This is a genomic window from Streptomyces sp. CB01580, from assembly GCF_001905795.1.
Taxonomy (GTDB): domain Bacteria; phylum Actinomycetota; class Actinomycetes; order Streptomycetales; family Streptomycetaceae; genus Streptomyces.
Genome location: NZ_LIXJ01000014.1, coordinates 18,326 through 37,824 on the forward strand (window position 1 = coordinate 18,326; position 19,499 = coordinate 37,824).

Annotated in this window: 15 protein-coding genes; 8 read left to right on the forward strand and 7 right to left on the reverse strand. The window is 71.3% G+C overall.

Annotated features, from left to right (window positions below; all coding sequences use genetic code 11):
* Positions 1 to 316: 316 nt before the first annotated feature.
* The 3 genes from AMK22_RS20530 to AMK22_RS20540 all read left to right on the forward strand — a co-directional run bounded on the left by AMK22_RS20530 (position 317) and on the right by AMK22_RS20540 (position 3,860).
* On the forward strand, positions 317 to 1,474 hold the full coding sequence (locus tag AMK22_RS20530) for a low temperature requirement protein A (RefSeq protein ID WP_443333305.1): 1,158 nt from the start codon (positions 317 to 319) through the stop codon (positions 1,472 to 1,474).
* 301 nt (positions 1,475 to 1,775) lie between these two features.
* Positions 1,776 to 2,810, forward strand: a complete 1,035-nt coding sequence (locus tag AMK22_RS20535) for a P1 family peptidase (protein WP_073787252.1) — start codon at positions 1,776 to 1,778, stop codon at positions 2,808 to 2,810.
* Between the two features lie 279 nt (positions 2,811 to 3,089).
* Positions 3,090 to 3,860 (forward strand): DUF6227 family protein, encoded by a 771-nt coding sequence (locus AMK22_RS20540; protein WP_073787029.1) that lies wholly within the window; start codon positions 3,090 to 3,092, stop codon positions 3,858 to 3,860.
* A gap of 171 nt (positions 3,861 to 4,031) precedes the next feature.
* On the opposite strand, the gene AMK22_RS20545 is transcribed toward AMK22_RS20540, so the two are convergent.
* Entirely contained in the window at positions 4,032 to 5,708 is a 1,677-nt protein-coding gene (locus AMK22_RS20545; RefSeq protein WP_079186300.1) for an MFS transporter, read from the reverse strand.
* A 164-nt stretch (positions 5,709 to 5,872) separates the two neighbouring features.
* On the opposite strand from AMK22_RS20545, the gene AMK22_RS20550 reads away from it, so the two are divergent.
* Positions 5,873 to 6,874 (forward strand): helix-turn-helix transcriptional regulator, encoded by a 1,002-nt coding sequence (locus AMK22_RS20550; protein ID WP_073787031.1) that lies wholly within the window; start codon positions 5,873 to 5,875, stop codon positions 6,872 to 6,874.
* Between the two features lie 167 nt (positions 6,875 to 7,041).
* Here the strand turns inward: AMK22_RS20550 and AMK22_RS20555 are convergent, their stop codons facing one another.
* Entirely contained in the window at positions 7,042 to 8,040 is a 999-nt protein-coding gene (locus AMK22_RS20555; RefSeq protein WP_073787033.1) for a sigma-70 family RNA polymerase sigma factor, read from the reverse strand.
* 536 nt (positions 8,041 to 8,576) lie between these two features.
* Between AMK22_RS20555 and AMK22_RS20560 the strand changes: the two genes are divergently transcribed.
* Positions 8,577 to 9,545, forward strand: a complete 969-nt coding sequence (locus AMK22_RS20560; protein WP_443333306.1) for a questin oxidase family protein — start codon at positions 8,577 to 8,579, stop codon at positions 9,543 to 9,545.
* Between the two features lie 154 nt (positions 9,546 to 9,699).
* Here the strand turns inward: AMK22_RS20560 and AMK22_RS20565 are convergent, their stop codons facing one another.
* Entirely contained in the window at positions 9,700 to 10,479 is a 780-nt protein-coding gene (locus tag AMK22_RS20565; RefSeq protein WP_073787035.1) for a dioxygenase family protein, read from the reverse strand.
* 135 nt (positions 10,480 to 10,614) lie between these two features.
* On the opposite strand from AMK22_RS20565, the gene AMK22_RS20570 reads away from it, so the two are divergent.
* Positions 10,615 to 11,127, forward strand: a complete 513-nt coding sequence (locus tag AMK22_RS20570) for a MarR family winged helix-turn-helix transcriptional regulator (RefSeq protein WP_199883276.1) — start codon at positions 10,615 to 10,617, stop codon at positions 11,125 to 11,127.
* A gap of 138 nt (positions 11,128 to 11,265) precedes the next feature.
* Here AMK22_RS20570 and AMK22_RS20575 read toward each other — a convergent pair whose 3' ends face one another.
* Entirely contained in the window at positions 11,266 to 12,843 is a 1,578-nt protein-coding gene (locus tag AMK22_RS20575; RefSeq protein ID WP_073787039.1) for an MFS transporter, read from the reverse strand.
* Positions 12,844 to 13,222: 379 nt separating this feature from the next.
* Positions 13,223 to 13,885, reverse strand: a complete 663-nt coding sequence (locus AMK22_RS20580; protein ID WP_073787041.1) for a TetR/AcrR family transcriptional regulator — start codon at positions 13,883 to 13,885, stop codon at positions 13,223 to 13,225.
* Between the two features lie 351 nt (positions 13,886 to 14,236).
* On the opposite strand from AMK22_RS20580, the gene AMK22_RS20585 reads away from it, so the two are divergent.
* Positions 14,237 to 15,514: a M6 family metalloprotease domain-containing protein gene (locus AMK22_RS20585; RefSeq protein ID WP_073787043.1), complete on the forward strand. Its 1,278-nt coding sequence runs from the start codon at positions 14,237 to 14,239 to the stop codon at positions 15,512 to 15,514.
* 165 nt (positions 15,515 to 15,679) lie between these two features.
* On the opposite strand, the gene AMK22_RS20590 is transcribed toward AMK22_RS20585, so the two are convergent.
* Together AMK22_RS20590 and AMK22_RS20595 are read right to left on the reverse strand one after the other, a co-directional pair.
* On the reverse strand, positions 15,680 to 16,627 hold the full coding sequence (locus AMK22_RS20590) for a M23 family metallopeptidase (protein ID WP_073787045.1): 948 nt from the start codon (positions 16,625 to 16,627) through the stop codon (positions 15,680 to 15,682).
* A gap of 169 nt (positions 16,628 to 16,796) precedes the next feature.
* Complete coding sequence (locus AMK22_RS20595) at positions 16,797 to 17,528, reverse strand: hypothetical protein (RefSeq protein ID WP_073787046.1); 732 nt, start codon at positions 17,526 to 17,528, stop codon at positions 16,797 to 16,799.
* Positions 17,529 to 17,931: 403 nt separating this feature from the next.
* On the opposite strand from AMK22_RS20595, the gene AMK22_RS20600 reads away from it, so the two are divergent.
* Positions 17,932 to 19,470 (forward strand): hypothetical protein, encoded by a 1,539-nt coding sequence (locus AMK22_RS20600; RefSeq protein WP_242434067.1) that lies wholly within the window; start codon positions 17,932 to 17,934, stop codon positions 19,468 to 19,470.
* Positions 19,471 to 19,499 lie beyond the last annotated feature (29 nt).

A 19,499-nucleotide genomic window follows, 5' to 3' on the forward strand; every position in this document is an offset into this window, starting at 1 on the left:
CCAGTCCCCGCTCCACCATGGTTCTCGGATGTTCCGGGCGCCTCGGCCCGGGGTGCCTCCGCTCCCCCGTCCTTCACCGCTGGGCAGCCGATACGGGAAGCGATGTCCGGGTGGTCGGCGGACAGCTCTCCGCACACTCGGTCACCTCGCCGCCGTAAGGACATATGCAACGGTTGGTCCTGTTTTACGGTTCGGCGGGGTGAGGCATTCGTCCGTCCGGGGCGCGACTCACGGTCCGGGCGCGGGTCCGGGCACGGGCCCGTCCTCCGGCATGCCGCCCGCCCCGCATCCGCTCCCGTCTGGTGTGCTTTTCCCCATGCCCACCATGACTGCTCGCAGCCGCACCGAGATACATCGCACGTCGACCCCGCTGGAGCTTCTCTTCGATCTCTGCTTCGTCGTCGCCGTGGCCCAGGCGGGCAGGCGGCTGCTGCACGCCGTCTCCGAGGGCCATGCCGCCACCGGAGTCGTCAGCTACGCGGCCGTCTTCTTCGCGATCTGGTGGGCCTGGGTCAACTTTTCCTGGTTCGCCTCGGCCTACGACACCGACGACGTGTTGTACCGCGTGGTGACGTTCGTCCAGATCGCCGGTGTGCTCGTCTTCGCCTCCGGGGTGCCGCGCGCCTTCGACTCGGGCGACTGGACGATCGGCGTCACGGGCTACGTCGTGATGCGACTCGCCATGACCAGCCAGTGGCTGCGAGCCGCCCACAGCACCCGGGGCGCCGAGCGCCGCGTCGCGCTGCGGTACGCCGTGGGCATCACCCTGGCGCAACTGGGCTGGATCGGCATGCTGTTCCTGACCGAGAACAAGGGAGGCGCGCGTGCCGCCGTGTTCGTCGTGCTCGTGCTGGCGGAGCTGTCGGTCCCGGCGATCGCCGAACGCGACCGTGCGACAGACTGGCATGCCCACCACATCGGCGAGCGCTACGGCCTGTTCACGATCATCGTGCTGGGCGAGACGATCGCGGCGGCCACGGTCGCGGTCCAGGAGGCGATGGCCGAGCACAACGCGTTCGGTGATCTGCTGCCGCTCACCGCGGGTGGGCTGCTGATCGTCTTCTCCGCCTGGTGGATCTACTTCGCCGTCCCGATCCACGACTACCTTCGCGGCAGCAGGGAAGCGTTCCTCTGGGGGTACGGGCACTACCTCGTCTTCGGTTCCGCGGCGGCGATCGGTGCGGGTATCGAGGTCGCGGCGGAGGAGGCCGTGGGCAAGGCCCACGTCTCGGACATAGTGGCCGCCGGCGCGGTCACGGTGCCGTCCGCGATCTTCTTCCTGACGGTGTGGGCCCTGCACGCCCGTCACTTCAAGCGGGATCTCGCGGAGCAGTTGTCGCTGCCCGCAGCCGCGCTGGCGATCCTGGCCTGCACGTTCGCCGGGGCGTGGGCGGTGTTCGCGGCGGGGCTGGTGGCGGCGGCGACCGTGGCCACGGGAGAGCTGCTGTCGCGGCGGGCCGCCCCGGCGCAGTGAGTGGTCGGCGGATGGAGAGTGACGGGGCACGTGACGGCGGTCAGAAGACTATGAGGGGACCATCGGTGGGGCCGAGGACAGGGAGCGTGCGGTGACGGCGGAAGATCCACAGGAACGGCGGGAACCCGCGGCCGGGGGCCCGCAGCGGTCGGGCACCGGCCCGACCGGCCCGGCGGAGCGCAGCGTCTTCGACACCGGCTCGCCCGGTACCGGGCCTGCGGGAAACGGACCATCCGGAAGCGAACCGTTCGGAAACGGACCGGCCGGAAGCGGCCCGGCCGACCGCGGGGCGCTCGACGCGCTGACCGATGTCGCCGGGCTGCGCGTCGGCCATGCACAGGTGGCGGGCGCGGGCGCGCTGACCGGCACCACGGTCGTCCTCGCCCCCGAGGGCGGCGCGATCGCGGCCGTCGACGTGCGCGGCGGCGGTCCCGGCACCCGGGAAACGGACGCGCTCGATCCGCGCAATCTGGTACAGCGCGTCGACGCCGTCGTCCTGACGGGCGGCAGCGCGTACGGGCTGGACGCGGCGTCCGGCGTGATGGCCTGGCTGGAGGAACGGGGGCGCGGGGTGCGCGTCGGCCCCGATCCGGCGCAGGTGGTGCCGGTGGTGCCGGCCGCGTGCCTCTTCGACCTGGGACGGGGAGGTGACTGGCGAGCCCGTCCGGATGCCTCGACCGGACGCGCGGCGGTGGAGGACGCGGCCGGTACAGCGCCCGGCGCACCGGTCCCCGAGGGGTGCGTCGGCGCCGGTACGGGCGCTGTCGCGGGGCAGTTCAAGGGCGGGGTGGGCACGGCGAGCGTGCGGCTGGCGTCCGGGATCACGGTGGGCGCGCTCGTCGTGGTGAACGCCGCGGGTTCGGTGGTCGACCCGCGTACGGGCATGCTCTACGGGGAGTACGGCGCCGCCGAACCGTCGGCGGTCCCGGCGCCCGAGGTCCATCGCGCGGCGCTGCGGCGCCTGGCCGAGGCCCGGGAGGCCGATGCGGCCCCTCCGCTCAACACCACGCTCGCGGTCGTCGGTACGGACGCCGATCTCACCCGGGCCCAGGCGCAGAAGCTCGCGGGTACCGCGCACGACGGTCTGGCGCGCGCCATACGCCCCGTGCACCTGCTGACCGACGGAGACACCGTTTTCACACTGGCCACCGGCGCCCGGCCGCTCGACCCGCGGAATCCGGTCGCTCTCAACGAGCTGCTGGCGGCCGGCGCGGACTGTCTGACCCGTGCCGTCGTGAAGGCCGTCCGGGCGGCACGGGGGACCATGGGCCGCGGCCTTGGCACCGGCCATCCCTCGTACAGCGATCTCTACGGCGGGGCCCGGCCGCCCGTATGAGCGCGGACGACCGCCCCGCAGCCGTCTCGCACGTCCGCCGCCGTGAGTCGGCCGTCGTCACGAGTCAGCCCTGCCCTGGGTCCGCCGTCGTCACGCGCCCGTCGCCCTCGCACACCCGCCCGGCCTCGACTCCCCTGCGGGGAAGGGAAGTTCGGACGAACCACCAGGAACTATCCCCGCGCGCCAATCGTTTTCCTGAACCCCGGTCACGATGTCGGACCCAGGGACTACGTTAAGCACGCATCAAGTAACACGCGGCAACGGCCTGGAGACAGCACCTTGAGCGATCCGTACGAGACAACCGAGCAACACCTCGAGCGACTCCTGCGACGGGCACTCAACTCTTTCGACCTGCCCGACAGTACGGTCGAAAGACTCGGTACCGCGCTCGCCCACAGCAGTTCCCTGCACTCCTCGCACCACAGTTCCGTGCTCCATCGGGAGACCTACCGGCACACGTATCTGCTGTCCGACGGCACCACCCTCTCGCTGTGGGAGCTGGTGCACACAGGTCCGCGGGGTGCGACGGACCCGCGCTCCCGGACCGAACCCGAGTTCCGCCACCACGAGTTGTACGACGACGAGGCCGATGCCCAGGTCGCCGCCGCCCGGCTGGCCGGCGGTCTCGGGGACGTCCCGCTGTTCGGGGACGACGGGCCGCAGACCGATCTGGACACGCTCACGGTCCTGATGGCGGCTCCCCCGGCCCCGTTGCCCCGGACGTACGCCCCGGACAACTCCGCCGACCACGCCCGCCGCGTGCTGCGCCGCGCGGAGAACAATGACGGCCCCGGTGAGGAGACCGCCCGGCTGCTGCGTGCCGCCTTCGCCCACCACATCACCCAGGTCTTCGGCCGCCAGTGCCAAGTGGGCGGGCGGAACGCCGGATTCACGCTGTACGAGCACGCCTTCCTCCTCCTGGACGGCAGCGAGACGAGCCTGTGGGAGGTCGAGCACACGGCCACGCCCGACGGCCGCCACATGTGCGAGGTGTACACCGACGAGGACTCCGCGCGCGGCGCCATGGAGAGCCGTACGCGCATCTGCTGACGGGGCGAGGAACGGACGCCCCCGGCCCTGGCCCAGGGCCCCAGCCCCAGCCCCCGGCCCCGGCCCCGGCCCCGGCCCCGGATGAGACTCCGGGTCCGGAGGGACGACGCACGAAATGGTGCCCGCACCCCGTAGGGCGCGGGCACCATCCGGTCCCTCGGTTTCAGGACCTCACGGCAGCAGCGCGGGCTTCCTGTCCGACGCGGCGTCGGCCCCGGGTGCGGCGCCGCCCTCGGTCCGAATCCCGGCACCGGCACCGGCACCGGCGTGGGTTCCGACACCGGCATCCGCGCCACCTGCGGCTCCCCCGCCGACGGCTCCCCCGCCCGCGAGGTCGCCATCCACGGCCTCGTCGTCGCCCTCCATGTGCTGCTTCGGGCGCGCGGGCAGCGCGAACATCACCAGCACGATCAGCGCGAGCACTCCGATCACCCACCACAGCGAGTGCCGGAACGCCTCCGCGAAGGCCGGTCCCACCTCCTGCGGTGCCAGCCGGTCCCCCATCGAGCCGAAGAAGACGACCGCGACCAGCCCGAGCCCGAGCGCGTTGCCCATCTGCTGAACGGTGCTGATGAGGCCGGAGGCCGATCCGGAGTGCTCCCTCGGTACCTCGGACAGCACCGCGTCCGTCAGCGGGGCCACGATCAGGCCCATGCCGAGGCCCATGACCGCCAGCGGCGGCACCATCTGCCAGGACGTGATACCCATCCCGTACCGCTCGGACTCAGCCATGTAGAGGAGCAGACCCGCGATCATCAGCAGCGCGCCCGCCTGGAGGACCTTGCGGCCGAACCGGGGCACCAGCTTCTGTACGGAGACCCCGGCGGCGCACGAGACGGCGACCGAGAACGGCACGCCGGTCAGCCCCGCCCGCAGCGCGGTCCAGCCGAGCCCCATCTGCATGTAGAGCGTCCAGACCAGGAAGAAGATGCCGAGCCCGATGCCGAAGGTCAGCTGAACGGCGATTCCGGCCGCGAAGCTCTTGAACCGGAACAGCGAGAGCTCCACCAGCGGCGAACCGCCCCTGCGCGTCTTGGCCCGCTCGAACAGCACCAACGCCAGGAACACCAGCAGGCTGCCGACCATCGACACATGGCCCCACAGCGGCCAGCCCAGCTCCCGCCCACGGGTCAGCGGGTAGATCAGCATCAGCATCCCCAATGTCACCAGGGCGACACCGACCAGATCGAGCCGGAGCGCCTTGGGCGCCTTGGACTCGGTGATGAACCTGTTGCCCAGGACCAGGGCGGCGACACCGACCGGCAGATTGATCAGGAAGATCGGCCGCCATTCAAGGCCGGCGATGTTCCACTGGGTGAGCAGCGCGCCCAGCAGCGGCCCCATGATCGCGCCGAGCCCGACGATCGCGCCGAAGAGACCGAATACCTTGCCGCGTTCGTGTGCCGGGAAGGTGGCGTGCACGATCGACAGCACCTGCGGGACCATCAGCGCGGCGGTGCCGCCCTGGAGGATGCGCGAGGCGACGAGCATTTCCGGGCTCACGGCGAAGCCGCAGAGCGCGGAGGCCAGCGTGAAGCCGCCGACACCGATCAGGAACAGCCGCTTGCGGCCGTGGATGTCGCCCAGTCGGCCACCGGTGATCAGTCCGGCCGCGAAGGCCAGGGAGTACCCGGCAGTGATCCACTGGATCGAGCTGAACGAGGCACCGGTGTCCTGCCGGATGCTCGGGATGGCGACGTTGACGATCGTGACGTCGACCAGGTCCATGAAGGCCGCGGTCATCACGATGGCGAGTGCGAACCAGCGTCGCCGGTCCGACGAGGCCGGGGCACTGGAAGCGGCCGGTGCGACCGGAGCACTGGCCGGATCCGGAGCGGCCGAGGCCATGGATGCCGGAGCGCCCGGGGAACCGGACGCCGAGGTCGGCGGTGTTGCGGAAGAAGGCATGGGAAGAAGTTAGATGTCTATTAGGTCAGCTCATGACCCAATGTGTGGGCACCCTGATCGGGTGACCGACCGCACCGGACCGAATCCGACACGAGAGTGAGCCCATGACCAGCACGCCGGCACGACTGCTGAATCTGCTGTCGCTCCTCCAGACACCCCGCGAGTGGCCGGGCAGCGAACTCGCCGAGCGGCTCGCCGTCAGCCCCCGCACCATCCGGCGCGACATCGACCGCCTTCGCGAGCTCGGCTATCCGGTCGAGGCCACGCGCGGTTCGATCGGCGGATACCGCCTGGTCGCGGGCACCGCCATGCCGCCGCTACTGCTCGACGACGAGGAGGCCGTGGCCATCGCGGTGGGGCTGCGGGCGGGGGCCGGGCACGCCATCGAGGGGGTCGACGAGGCGTCCGTACGGGCGCTGGCGAAGCTGGAACAGGTGCTGCCGTCGCGGCTGCGGCACCGGGTCTCGACCCTGCAGAACGCCACGGTGCCGCTGACCCGGGGCGACGGCTCGACGATCGATCCGCGCACGCTGACGGTAATGGCGTCGGCGGTCACCGGACGGGAGCGGCTGCGGTTCGCCTACCGGGCGGGCGACGGCGCCGAGACGCGGCGCGAGGCCGAGCCGTACCGGCTGGTGAGCGCGGGGTGGCGCTGGTACCTCGTCGCGTACGACCTGGGGCGCGCGGACTGGCGTACGTTCCGGGTCGACCGGGTCAGCGAGCCGTTCGCGACCGGGGCCCGGTTCACCCCGCGCGAGCTGCCGGCGGGGGACGCGGCGGAGTTCCTCAGCGGCTCCATCACCCGGCGGCAGCCCGAGCTGACGGTCGAGGTGAGCTTCGCGGCCCCGGCGGAGTTCGTGGCGGCCCGGCTGCCGTCCTCGTTCCGCCCGTTGGAACCGACCGGCGGGAACGGCTGTCGGCTGCGGGCGACACTGACGGACTCGTTGGAGTGGGTGGCCCTCCGACTGGCCCTGGTGGACTGCGAGTTCACGGTTCATGAGCCTGCGGCGCTGGTGACGCACCTGAGCGATCTGAGCGCCCGGCTGAACCGCGCCACGCGCGCCACGGCAGGGCCCGCCGCCGGGCCGGCCGACGCAAAGGAATGAGCCCCGGCGCCAGGGGGGGGTGGGCGCCGGGACTCAGCTCAGGGGCGTCGCGCAGAGCGACGCTCAGGGCCTCACGACCTCATGCGAGGCACGGACCGGGGCGTCGCGCGAGGCGACGATCGGGGGTCACGCGAGGCGACCTGTTTCGGAGGTTACTGGACAACCCCTCACGCCGCGGCGTCAAAACCCGTGTCGCGCGCCATTCGCTTCAGTTCGAGCAGCGCGTGCTTCTCGATCTGGCGGATCCGCTCGCGGGTCAGGCCGTGCTGCTTGCCCACCTCGGTGAGGGTCCGCTCGCGGCCGTCCTCGATGCCGTACCGCATGCGGATGATGGACGCGGTGCGGTGGTCGAGCTTGCCGATCAGGTCGTCCAGCTCCTCGCTGCGCAGCAGCGTCATGACCGACTGCTCGGGCGACACCGCGGAGGTGTCCTCCAGCAGATCGCCGAACTGCGTCTCGCCCTCGTCGTCCACGGACATGTTGAGGCTGACGGGGTCGCGGGCCCAGTCCAGGACGTCGCTCACGCGCTCCGGCGTGGAGTCCAGCTCGGCGGCTATCTCCGTGTGCTCCGGCTCGCGCCCGTGCTCGCGGTTGAACTCGCGCTGCACTCGACGGATCCGTCCGAGCTCCTCCACCAAGTGGACGGGGAGCCGGATCGTGCGGGACTGGTCGGCTATGGAACGGGTGATGGCCTGGCGGATCCACCACGTCGCGTACGTGGAGAACTTGAAGCCCTTGGCGTAGTCGAACTTCTCGACCGCGCGCACGAGGCCCGCGTTCCCTTCCTGGATCAGGTCGAGCAGGGGCAGCCCGGCCCTCGGATAGCGACGGGCGACAGCGACCACCAGGCGGAGGTTGGAACGGATGAATACGTCCTTGGCCCGCTCGCCCTCGGCGACCAGCGCCTCCAGTTCCTCGCGCGTGGCCCCGCCGGCTTCGCTCTCCACCTCGCCGGCGAGTATCTGCCGGGCGTAGACACCGGCCTCGACGGCCTGGGACAGCTCGACCTCCCTGGCGGCGTCGAGCAGCGGCGTACGCGCGATCTCGTCCAGGTACATGCCGACCAGGTCGCGATCGGCGATCTCTCCGCCCGCCGCGCGAACACTGCTTGCCCGGTTGGTCCCACCGGTTGAGGACGAACGACGGGCGACGGCACGGGTTGCCATGCGAGCTCCCTTGCTGAGTAGGTCGCGACACCCTCTCGGGTGCCCTGCATCCGATGGAAACAACGACTGGAATCAGGACAGAATTCCCATGCCCGGCATTCAATTTCTGGATCATGCAGTACCCTGTCTCGCCGCGAAGGGGACGAGCGTGCCGCACGATCAAAAAGAAGTGCAGGTCAGGCCGGGTATCGAAGGCGATCCGGCGAAACTCGCGGACATCTGCAGCCATGAGGTACGTGAGACCGTGGTCACATCCGATTACGGACCTCTTCACACCCGAACGGCGGCTGCCGCGTTTTCGTTCCCGTTCAAAAGACGGCCCGTACCGTCTCCTGGTTGCTCGGGATGTCCGCATTGTCGGACCCGGGTTCGGATTGTCGGACCCGGATCCGGGATGCGATGTCCCGGAATGCGACATACCAGGATGCGGCCGGGTACGAGAAGCGGCGCCGGGCACGAGAAGCGGCCGGGTCCCCGGTCCCAGGGCCCGGGCCGGGGCCGGGGCCGGGGCCGGATGGCTGAGCAATCACGCCCCGATGGCCGTCGAGGCGCTGGTCCGGCACGGCCGGGCGCCGGCCGTGCACCGATGGCTCGATCACTATCGGCACAAGCTGGAGGACATGCCGGACACCGCGTCGCGGATCACGGCGGAGAACTGGCGCGAGGCCCTGGGCGACCCGCGACGGATCGCGGACTGGACGGTGCACTTCGAGCGGGAGACGGCCGAGCGCCCCTGGCGGGAGGTGCTGGCCGAGTGGTGGCCGCGGCTGCTGCCCGGGATCGCGGCGGGGGCCACCCACCCGGCGATCCGGGTCGGCCACGCCGTACGCACCCTGCTCGGCGGTGAAGCGACCGCGCCCCGGGTCACGGAGCCGGCCCACGGCCTCGGCTACTGGGCCGCACGTCACCAGCCACTGCCCGCGCCGACCCCGCTGGCGCCCGAGCCGAGCGCCGCGGCGGCGCTGGACGCGGTGCCTCCGGTGTCCGACCAGAGCGGCGGCATCCGGGACCGGCTCGCACGGCTCACCGGCTTCCCGGTGTGGCCGCCCCGTCCGGCCGGCGCCCCGGACGAGGCGCGGGCCCACATGGAGGAGTTGGTGCGGGCCGCGACCCACCGCTATGCCGCGTACGGATACGGCGAGCCGATCATGCTCGTGCACGCCGCGACCGCACCCAACGCCGTGCTGCGCACCCTGCCCGCGCTCCCCCGCACGCTGTGGGGGCCGAGTCTGGAGGCCACCTGGGCGGCGAGCGCCGCAGTCACCGCCGCGTACGCCCCGGCCGAACCGGCCCCGGCCCGGGGCCCGGACCCGTCCGCCCCCGAGTTCTCGTCCCTGCCCTCGTCCTCGTCCTCGCTCTCGTCAGCCGAGGAAGTATTCGCGCGGGCGGCGGCGCGCGGCAACGATCACGCCATCAAGTTCGCCGACACCGCACTGGACGTGGGTGACGCCACGGCGCTGCGCGCCGCGCTCGGCGCGGTCGAACTGATCCCACCGGCCCTCTGACACACCCGACATACATGACACACCCGACGCACCCGACGCAACGGTCCGGATGGCACCCACAAGCGCCGAGAGACCCGTGAGCCCTATGAGCTCCACGAGACGCGCGGACCCCGCGAGCCCTATGAGGGCCGTGAGCCCCGCAGGCCCCACGGCCTCAGCCGAACTGCACCGAGCGCTTCGCGAGCCCCATCCAGAACCCGTCGATGACACTGCGGCCCCGGTCGAGCTCGTCCTCCGCGGCGCCGAGCGTCACGAAGAGGGGCGCGAAGTGCTCGGTGCGTGGGTGCGCCAGCTGCCCGGCCGGGGACTTGTGCTCGAAGTCCAGCAGCGCGTCGACGTCCTGCGCCCTGAGCGCCCGGTCCCCCCAGTCGTCGAACTCCGCCGACCAGCCGGGGACGCCGCCCGCATGGCGCAGCGCGGCGAGGTTGTGGGTGAAGAAGCCGCTGCCGACGATCAGGACGCCCTGGTCACGCAGGGGCGCCAGCCTGCGCCCGATGTCCATGAGCTTGCGCGGGTCCAGTGTCGGCAGGGAGATCTGGAGCACGGGGACATCGGCATCCGGGAACATCTCCACCAGCGGTACGTACGCGCCGTGGTCGAGCCCGCGGTCGGGCACGTCCTGGACCGGCGTACCGGCGCGCCGCAGGAGTTTACGCACGTCCTCCGCCAGCTCCGGCGCGCCCGGAGCGGCGTACCGCACCCGGTAGTAGTGCTCCGGGAAGCCCCAGAAGTCGTAGACGAGCGGGATCGTCTCCGTCGCGCCGAGGGCGAGCGGCGCCTCCTCCCAGTGCGCGGAGACCATCAGGATCGCGCGGGGCCGGGGCAGCCCGGCGGACCAGGCGGCCAGTTCGCCGGGCCAGACCGGGTCGTCGGCCAGCGGTGGCGCACCGTGAGAGAGGTAGAGGGCGGGCATCCGCTCCGCGGTGACAGTCATGGCACTCCCCATCCGCTGCTGCTCAAGGTATGTCTTCTAGAAGTCTCTTTGAGAAGGAAGAGTTCTTTAATCTTCAAGCTCCTACTTCTTGAGACCTTAGCTCTATCTAGTTAAACTTTCAAGAAAAGGTCTACAGTGGAGTCCATGACCACGGCACACCCCGGCGAACCACGCTGGCTCTCCGACGAAGAGCAGAGCACGTGGCGTGCGTATCTCCACGCCACCACCCTTCTGGAGGACCATCTCGACCGCCAGTTGCAGCGGGACGCCGGCATGCCGCACATCTATTACGGCCTGCTCGTCCAGCTCTCCCAGGCGCCGCGCCGCCGCAAGCGGATGACCCAACTCGCCAAGGATGCCAAGATCACCCGTTCTCGGCTCTCGCACGCCGTCGCGCGGCTGGAGAAGAGCGGCTGGGTGCGCCGTGAGGACTGTCCGTCCGACAAGCGCGGCCAGAACGCGGTCCTCACCGACCAGGGGTACGAAATGCTCACCCGGTCCGCGCCGGGCCATGTCAGCGCCGTACGGCAGGCGATGTTCGACCGGCTCACGCCCGAGCAGGTGCGCTCGCTCGGCGAGATCATGCAGGTCATCGCCACCGGACTGCAGCCGGAGGACACGGACGCGGATCTGCCCTGGCTGCGTTGAGCGGTTCGTCGAACGGTCGTCGAGCGGTTCGTCGAACGGTCGTCGAGCGGTTCGGCGGGCGGTCGGCCCGTGGCGTGGCTCTGCCCCGGTTCCACCGTGCGGAACCGGGGCAGAGCCACAGCTCGGGCCGGCCGTGCGTCAGTGGGCGACGACCGGGATCCCCGCCTCGTCCCCGGCCTTGTCGGCGCCACCCCGAGCGGACGGTCCGCCCGCCGCGTTCAGGTCGGGGCGACCGGCGTCGACGAGGGACACCGCGATCACGAAGGCGACCGCCAGAATGCCGACCGCCCACCAGATGGCACCCGTGAAGCCGTGCACCATGGCCTGGAGTTCGAGCAGCTTCGGGTCGGTGGCGCCGAGTGCGGCGTGCGAGGCGGCGTACGCGGTCGCGGCCGACGCGGCGACGGTGTTCAGCAGCGCCGTGCCGATCGCGCCACCCACCTGCTGCGAGGTGTTGACCATCGCGGATGCCACACCCGCGTCCCTCGGCTGGACCCCGTGCGTGGCCAACGACATGGCGGGCATGAACGCCGTGCCCATGCCCAGACCGAGCAGGAGCTGCGCGGGCAGGATGAGCCCGGCGTACGAGGAACCGATCTCCAGGCGCGTCAGCAGCAGCATGCCGACGGCGGCGGTCAGGAAGCCCGGCCCCATGAGCAGCCGCGCGGGGACCCGGGTCATCAGCCGGGCGCCGATCTGCGTGGAACCGGTGATCATGCCCGCGACCATCGGAAGGAAGGCGAAGCCCGTCCTGATCGGCGAGTAGCCCTTCACGACCTGGAGGTAGTACGTGAGGAAGAGGAACAGCCCGAACATCGCGATGACGGCCAGCCCCAGCGAGAGGTAGACGCCGCCGCGGTTGCGGTCCAGCACGACGCGCAGCGGCAGCAGCGGCGATCCGACCCGGGACTCGGTCACGACGAACGCCAGGAGCAGCGCGCCGGACGCGACGAACGTTCCGATGGTCAGCGCGTCCGACCAGCCGGCGGACTCGGCCCGGGTGAATCCGTACACCAGCGACACCAGGCCCAGCGCGGACAGGACGACACCCGGTATGTCGAGCGGCGAGCGGTTGCGGCCGCCGGACGGCTCGCGGATCACGAAGTACGCGCCCGCCGCGGCGACCACCGCGAACGGGATGTTGACGTAGAAGGTCCAGCGCCAGTTCAGCGCCTGGGTCAGGAAACCGCCGAGGAGCAGGCCGACGGCGCCGCCGCCACCCGCGATCGCGCCGTAGATGCCGAACGCCCTGGCACGTTCCCTGGCATCGGTGAACATCACGGCGAGCAGCGAGAGGGCCGCCGGGGCCAGCAGCGCGCCGAAGACGCCCTGGAGCGCGCGGGACCCGAAGAGCATGCCCTGGTTCTGCGCCGCGCCGCCGAGCGCGGAGGCCAGCGCGAAGCCGATGAGACCGACGACGAAGGTCCGCTTGCGACCCCAGAGGTCGGCGATACGGCCTCCGAAGAGCAGCAGCCCGCCGAACGCGAGTGCGTAGGCCGTGATGACCCACTGCTTGTTGGCGTCGGAGATCCCCAGGGCCGTCTGGGCGTGCGGCAGCGCGATGTTCACAATCGTGGCATCGAGCACGACCATCAGCTGCGCGAGGGCGATGAAGGCCAGCGCCTTCCAGCGACTGGGGTCCGGGAGCCGGCCGTCCGCCGCTTTCGGCGTCTTGGGCGTCTTCGGCAATGCAGGCGCATCAGGTGCTTCCGGCATGGGGGTATCCACTGTTTTTGGCATGGGTGTATCCATCTGAGGGCGTGTGTTGTATCGGGAAACCTGTGTGCACGCGCACGTGGGCGCGCGCAGCCGCCCCGGGAGACCGCCGAGCGGTCGGTGAGCGGGGCGGACGGCCGACGGGACCGCCGACGAAATCGGCTACGGGCGTGGGACGGGAACGGTCGGGTGGAGAGCGGTCGGGACGGGTGACGGGTGGGACGGGTGACGGGTGGGACGGGTGACGGGAGGAACGTGGCGGTCGGGGCGGGTGATGGGCGGGGCGGCCCACGGTGCGGCCGTCGGGGTCTGACGGGCTCCTCGCCCGGCGCCCCCGGGACGCTCAGCGCCCCGCCCCCTCAGCGGCCCGGCTCGGACATCACGCCCGGCGCCTCAGATCCTCCAAGGTCGCGGGCGTTCCGGGCAGCCGGGTTCGGGCGGGGGCCTCCAGGCCGTCCAGGAACAGTTGCAGATGTCGGTGGGCGAAGCGGTCGATGGCCGGACAGCCGGTGCCGGGCAACGGCCGGGTGAGCTGGGAGAGGGCGACCAGGATGTCACCGACGGCGATGTCGGTGCGCAGGCGCCCGGCGGACATGGCGCGCGCCACGAGCCCCTCGACGGCCTCTTCGAGGCGTCGACGCTCGGCGAGCAGTTCCGGGTGGTCCTTGTCGAAGGCGCCCGAGAGCATCGGACACAGCGCCCCGATGCGTTCATCTGCCGCCGCGTGCACGAAGCGGCTGAGCGCGGCGAAGGAGTCGGCCTCCTCGGCCGCCGCCTCCTCGGCACGGTCGGTGGTACGGGAGGTGACCGCGAGCACGACCTCGTGGATCAACGCGGCCCGGTCGGGGAAGTTCCGGTAGAGCGTGGCGTTGCCGACACCGGCGCGCCGGGCGACTTCGTCGAGCGGCACATCGGGGCCGAACTCGACGAACATCTCGCGCGCGGCCGTCACGATCCGCTCCCGGTTGCGCAACGCGTCGGCCCGCGGACGGGTCGTCCGGGGCCGCGCCGCTCCGCTCGCGGCACAGGCGACGGTCTCCACGACGGCTGTCCTTCCTTTCCTCGTGCTTGTCCTTGCTTCTTCCTGGACCCCGTGGTTCCCGGCTTCACGGCTTCCTCGCCCTGCGGCGTTCCGCAACCGAGAAACCGGACCCATCGGGGAACCGAGGAACCGGAGAACCGGGGAACATCTCCCCGTTTCAGCGGGGACACAGCTTCAAACGGGGAAACAGCCCCCACTTATTTCCTCAGCACGGTGTGCCCCGAACCACACCTCCCGGCCGGAAAACCAGCCGATCGGCGCACCCAGCGAGCGATGCCGCGACTCCCGCCACAGGCTGATCGAAGAGCGCAGTCGGGTCCGGCCGACTGCCGCGGACCCCGAGGCGACTCTATGGAACATCCCCGCCACCGGATACGCGGGCATCGCGGCCCGATCGCGCTCACCTCGGCAACGGCCCTGGTCATCGCCGCAGTCGCCTCGGCCAGCAGCAGCCTTCAGATACCCAGCCCGGCCTCGGCCGGACCGGTGGCCGAACCTCGGGCAGCGGGCATAGCCGCGTGCCGGATACCGGCGACCATGGGGGTGCAGATGTCGGAGGGCATGCCCACTCCGGAGGGGTACGCCCGTTCCACGGGCAAGGTACGCGCCCTCAACCTGATGATCGACTTTCCTGACGCGCGGGGACCCGAACCGGCGATGGACCGGTTCGCGGAGTTCTTCCCGCAGACCGTCGCCTGGTTCCGGACCGCCTCGTACGGGCGGCTCATCTACGTCCCCGACGCCCCCGTGAAGACCTGGCTGCGGATGCCGCTGCCGTTCGCCGAGTACGGAATAGACCGCGGGGCACCGTACGAGCCGGGCTACCGCCACCTCGTCCAGGACATCGTCGCCGCCGCCGACCCGAAGGTGGACTTCAGCGCGTACGACCTGGTCAACGTCCTGGTCACGCCGAACGCCGGTCCCCCCGCGCTCGAAACGGTCCTGTCCGTGACCTTCGCCGGCAATGCCAACGCCCCGCACGCGGACGGCGTCCCGCTCGCCAACATGTCCTTCATCTACAGCCGCCAGGACGACGGCTCGGGGTCGTACAAACGGACCGGGTTCCGCGTCCTGCCGCACGAGAACGGCCATGTCTTCGGCCTCCCCGACCTCTACACCATGGAGGGCGGCGGGGCGGTCGGGCACTGGGACATCATGTCCGAGGACTGGGGGGCCGACAACGACCTGCTGGGCTGGCACAAGTGGAAGCTCGGCTGGCTGGACAACAGCCAGATCGACTGCGCCGCCGGGTCCGGCACCAGCGACCACGTGCTCGAACCGCTGGCCACCCGGGGCGGCACGAAGTTGGCGTTCGTGCCGTCGAGCGCCGAGTCCGGCTATGCGGTGGAGGTACGCACCACGGCGGGCAACGATGAGGATGTCTGCCGTCCCGGTGTGCTGATCTACAGGGTGAGCTCCAATGTCGACACCGGGCAGGGCCCTGTGTCGGTCGTGGACAGCACCAAGAAGAGCGGCGGCTGCACCCGGGTGCCCAACGTCCACGCCGAACTCTCCGACGCCGCCTTCCGCCCCGGCCAGACCTTCACCGACCGGGCGACCGGCATACGCATATCCGTGGTCGAGAAGGACGACGAGGGGAACTACCGGGTCCGGATAAGCCGCCCGTGAACGGTTGCGGGTACGAGCGCCCGTCCGGCTACGAGAACCGGTACGGGTACGAGAGCCGGTAGGCGTACGCGTACGCGTGCGGGTGCCGGCACCGGTAGGGGTACGGGCAGGGCCGCGATACGGGCACGCTTGCGGGCACCGGTACGGGCAGGGCTGCGTGTGCGGCTACGGGCAGGGCTGCGACTGCGCCCCTGTTCCCACCTCGCCCGTTCCGACCTCGCCCGTACCCGTTTCACCCGTTCCCGTCTCACCCATGCCCGCCTCGCCCGTTCCGGTCTCGTCCCGGTCGGCGAGGACGTGCGCGAAGTCCTCGGGTATGCCCGTCCGTCGGGTGCCGTCGCCGTCGAGATAGCGCCATGCGAACGGCAGGCCGTGCGCGGTCATGATGTCGGGGCCGTCCATCAGCTGGAAGTGCAGATGCGGCTCGGAGGAATTGCCGGAGTTCCCGCACTCGGCAATCTCCTGACCGGCCGTCACCCTGTCCCCCGCCGCCACCCGCAGGGAGTCGCGCCGCAGATGGGCGTAGACCGCGTACACGCCGCCGCCGAGGTCCATCACCAGGTGGTTCCCCAGGAGATGGCGGGGCCTGCCCAGGGTGCGGACGAACCCCTCCAGGTAGAGGTAGAGGAAGCCGGGCAGCGACGTCCGGGACAGGTGGTCGCGCTGTCCGCTCACGGTCGCGACGACCACTCCGTCGGCCACGGCCAGCACCGGCGCCCCGAAGGAGGGATAACGCCGGGGTCTCCGGCCGAACGGCACGAGCCAGTTGAACGCAGGTGGCGACGGCGCCTCCGCCCCGTCCCGCGAGGCGGGCGGATCGTGCTTCAGATCGACGGCATACGTCTGCGCATGACTGTGCACGTGGCTGGGGACCTTCGTGGTGGGCCCGTTCAGCACCATCCAGCGACCGGCCACCGGCACCCCGACCGACACCGCGGGCCGCTCCCGACGCGGGCGCTGACTGCGCCCCAGGGTCCAGCGCATCAGCCCACCGACGACGAGCAGTGCGACGCCGATGTACCAGAGGGGGCCAAGGCCCTGACGGTTCACCAGGACGCACAGCGCTCCCGCACCGAAGACCGGCCCGTGCCATGTCCAGAGCCTCGTCAGCACCCTCGACATCCTCGATGACTTCGACAACACGCGCCCCCGCTCGTGGTCCGTTCGCGGGGCGGTCCGTTCCCGTCGACCAGTCGGCACGGAACGACAGGCCGACATGGCCGGCCCCCGCACGGCGCCTCCCGCACCCCGTTTACTACTTTACCGTCCGTTGACTATCACTTTACACATCGTGAGGTTCCCTCGCGCAAGGGGGCACGGCGGGCCGACGAGGAGACGAGGCCGCCATCGAGGTCGGCGAGCCCGAGGAATCCCCGTCCCCCGGGATGTCGACGGCGTCGGAGGACGGAGGGCGGATCGCGCCGACGAGAAAGGGCAGCATCCCTCGTTCGAGCAAGGCCCCCTGCCACGCCTCACGCGCGCGGTCGACCTCGGCGTCCCCGTCGGGCTTCGTCGAGCGATTGCCCGCCGCCACCACGAGCAGGCCGACGAGACCGGCCAGCACCGTCACCACCGCGACCCCGGCCGCGACCGCCCCGGCGCCGAGCATCACCTCCGCGAGGTGCGAGTGACTGTCGACGGCCCGGAAACCGAAGCCGATCACCCCGAACACGACGGCGGCCGTGGCGGACAGCCCCGGCACCAGCACGGCCACCGCGTGCAGCGCACTGCCCCTGGTGGCCGCACCGGCGCCGGACTCGCGCCGTGCGGCACCACGCGCTTTCGCCACATCGCCCGAGCCATCGAGGAGTTGACGGTAGGCGCGGTACTCGGCGGCGGCCGAAGACGCGATCGCGGTGCGCGCGCCGAGTGCCCGGGTGCGCAGCTGCTCGTTGTTGAGCGACCCCGGGTTGCCGCGCCGCCCCTCCTGGATCAGGGGCGAGCCCAGCGCACGGTCCAGGATGCGTTCGAATGCGGGCAGGTCCTCTGCGCGCAGGAAATCCGAATGGTCCACGAGTCTTCCTCGGTAGGTGAAGTCCACACAGGCCACGGGTCACAGGTCACGCCACGAGTCACAGGTCACGCCACGAGGCACGGTCGAGGCCACAGGTCAAGGCCACAGGTCGAAGTCACAGACCACGCCCACGAGTCACGGATCAACGGTGAAGCGGCTCCGACGGATCCACGCAGCTTCGGCCTCGACCCGGGCGTCCTCGCACCCCTCGACCCTCCCCAATGATTCCCGGATTGCGCAATTTCTAAAGCGTCTCCCCGCCCCCCACCGGAGCCATCCGGCCACTCGGCGACCCCGACCTCATCTTACTTGCTAGATTACGCAACTGAGCAATCGTTGGCGAGGGAGCCGCCGCAGCAGGGAGCCGCCGCAGCCGCACCCCGTCGCACGAGGAGGAACTCGCATGCCTGTCGCCCGCCGGACGCCACCACGGCCCGGTTCCGCCCCGACCACCGAGACCGCGCGCGCCGTCCCGGCCGTACCCACCGTCCTGGCGGCCAGAGCCCTGCCACTACCCCTGCGCCCGACCCCGAATCCGCCCCTGGCGCGGACTTCGCCCCTGCCTCTCCCCCTGGCTCTGGCTCTGGCTCTGGCCCTGGCGGTCTATGCCCTGCTCGCCGTCACCCCCGCGACCGCGCACGCCGCGGACACCGGGCTCGGCGCCGTGGCCGAGGCCCTTCGGAAGAGCCCGGTGTACGTCGATCCCCGCGCCCGGGACAAGCTCTCCGAGGCCGACGCCGAGGAACTCGCGAAGAAGATCGAGGACGCGGACAGGCCGGTGTTCGTCGCCGTGCTGCCCGAAGCGGCCGAGTTCCCGCCCCGGACTCTGATGCGGGACCTGCGCACCCTGGTCGGCGTCGCCGGTGTGTACGCGGTACGCCTGGGCGACGGCTTCGACGCGAAGGCGGACTCCTCCGTGATGTCACGCGACGCGGTCGGCAATCTGACCGGCGCCGTCAAGCGCTCCCACTCCGGGGACCCCGCCGGGATGCTGACCGCGTTCGTGGACCGGGCGACCGCCCAGGCCGCGGGCCGGGCGCCGGACACCTGGAGCCGGTCCGGGGCCGACGAGGGCGGCGGCGGGGCGGGGCCGCTGCTGGCCGTCGGCGCGGTCGCACTGGCCGGTGGCGGGGGCTACGCCTGGTACCGCCGGTCCCGGAAGAAGCGCGAGCGCGCCGAACTGGACGCCCTGCGCGTGGTCGTCGACGAGGACATCACCGCGTTCGGCGAGGAACTGGACCGGCTCGACTTCCGCCCCTCCGAGCCGGGAGCCGACGACGCGATGCGGCAGGACTACACCCGCGCCCTGGACGCGTACGACCGGGCCAAAGAACTGATGGCGGCCGCCTCCGCGCCACGGGACGTCCGGGCCGTGACCGAGACACTGACGGAAGGGCGGTTCGCACTCGCCACCCTGACCGCCCGCCGCAACGGCACACCGCTGCCCGAGCGCCGCGTCCCCTGCTTCTTCGACCCCCGCCACGGCCCCTCGACCGAAGACGTGCCGTGGACCCCGCCGGGCGGCACGCCCCGCGACGTTCCCGCGTGCCGCGTCGACGCCGAACTCCTGGCATCCGGGCAGGAACCGATGACCCGTCACGTAAGGACCGCCGAGGGGCCGCAGCCCTACTGGAACGCCGGTCCCGCGTACTCCCCCTGGGCCGGTGGCTACTTCGGCGCGGCCGCGGGCGCCGTGGGCGGGCTGCTCGTGGGCACGATGCTGGGTTCGGCACTCGGCGCGCCCGCCGCGTTCGCCGACACCCCGCCGTCCGGCGACGCGCCCGGGGGCGGCGAGTTCACCGGCGCCGACTTCGACTCCGCTGATTTCGGAGGCGGTTCCGGCACGGGAAGCGGCCTCGACGCAGGAAGCGGCTTCGGGAGCGGGGGCGACTTCGGAAGCAACTTCGGAGGCGGAGGCGACTTCGGGGGTGGCGACTGGTGACCCCTCGTCCACTCCCAAAAACTTAAAGG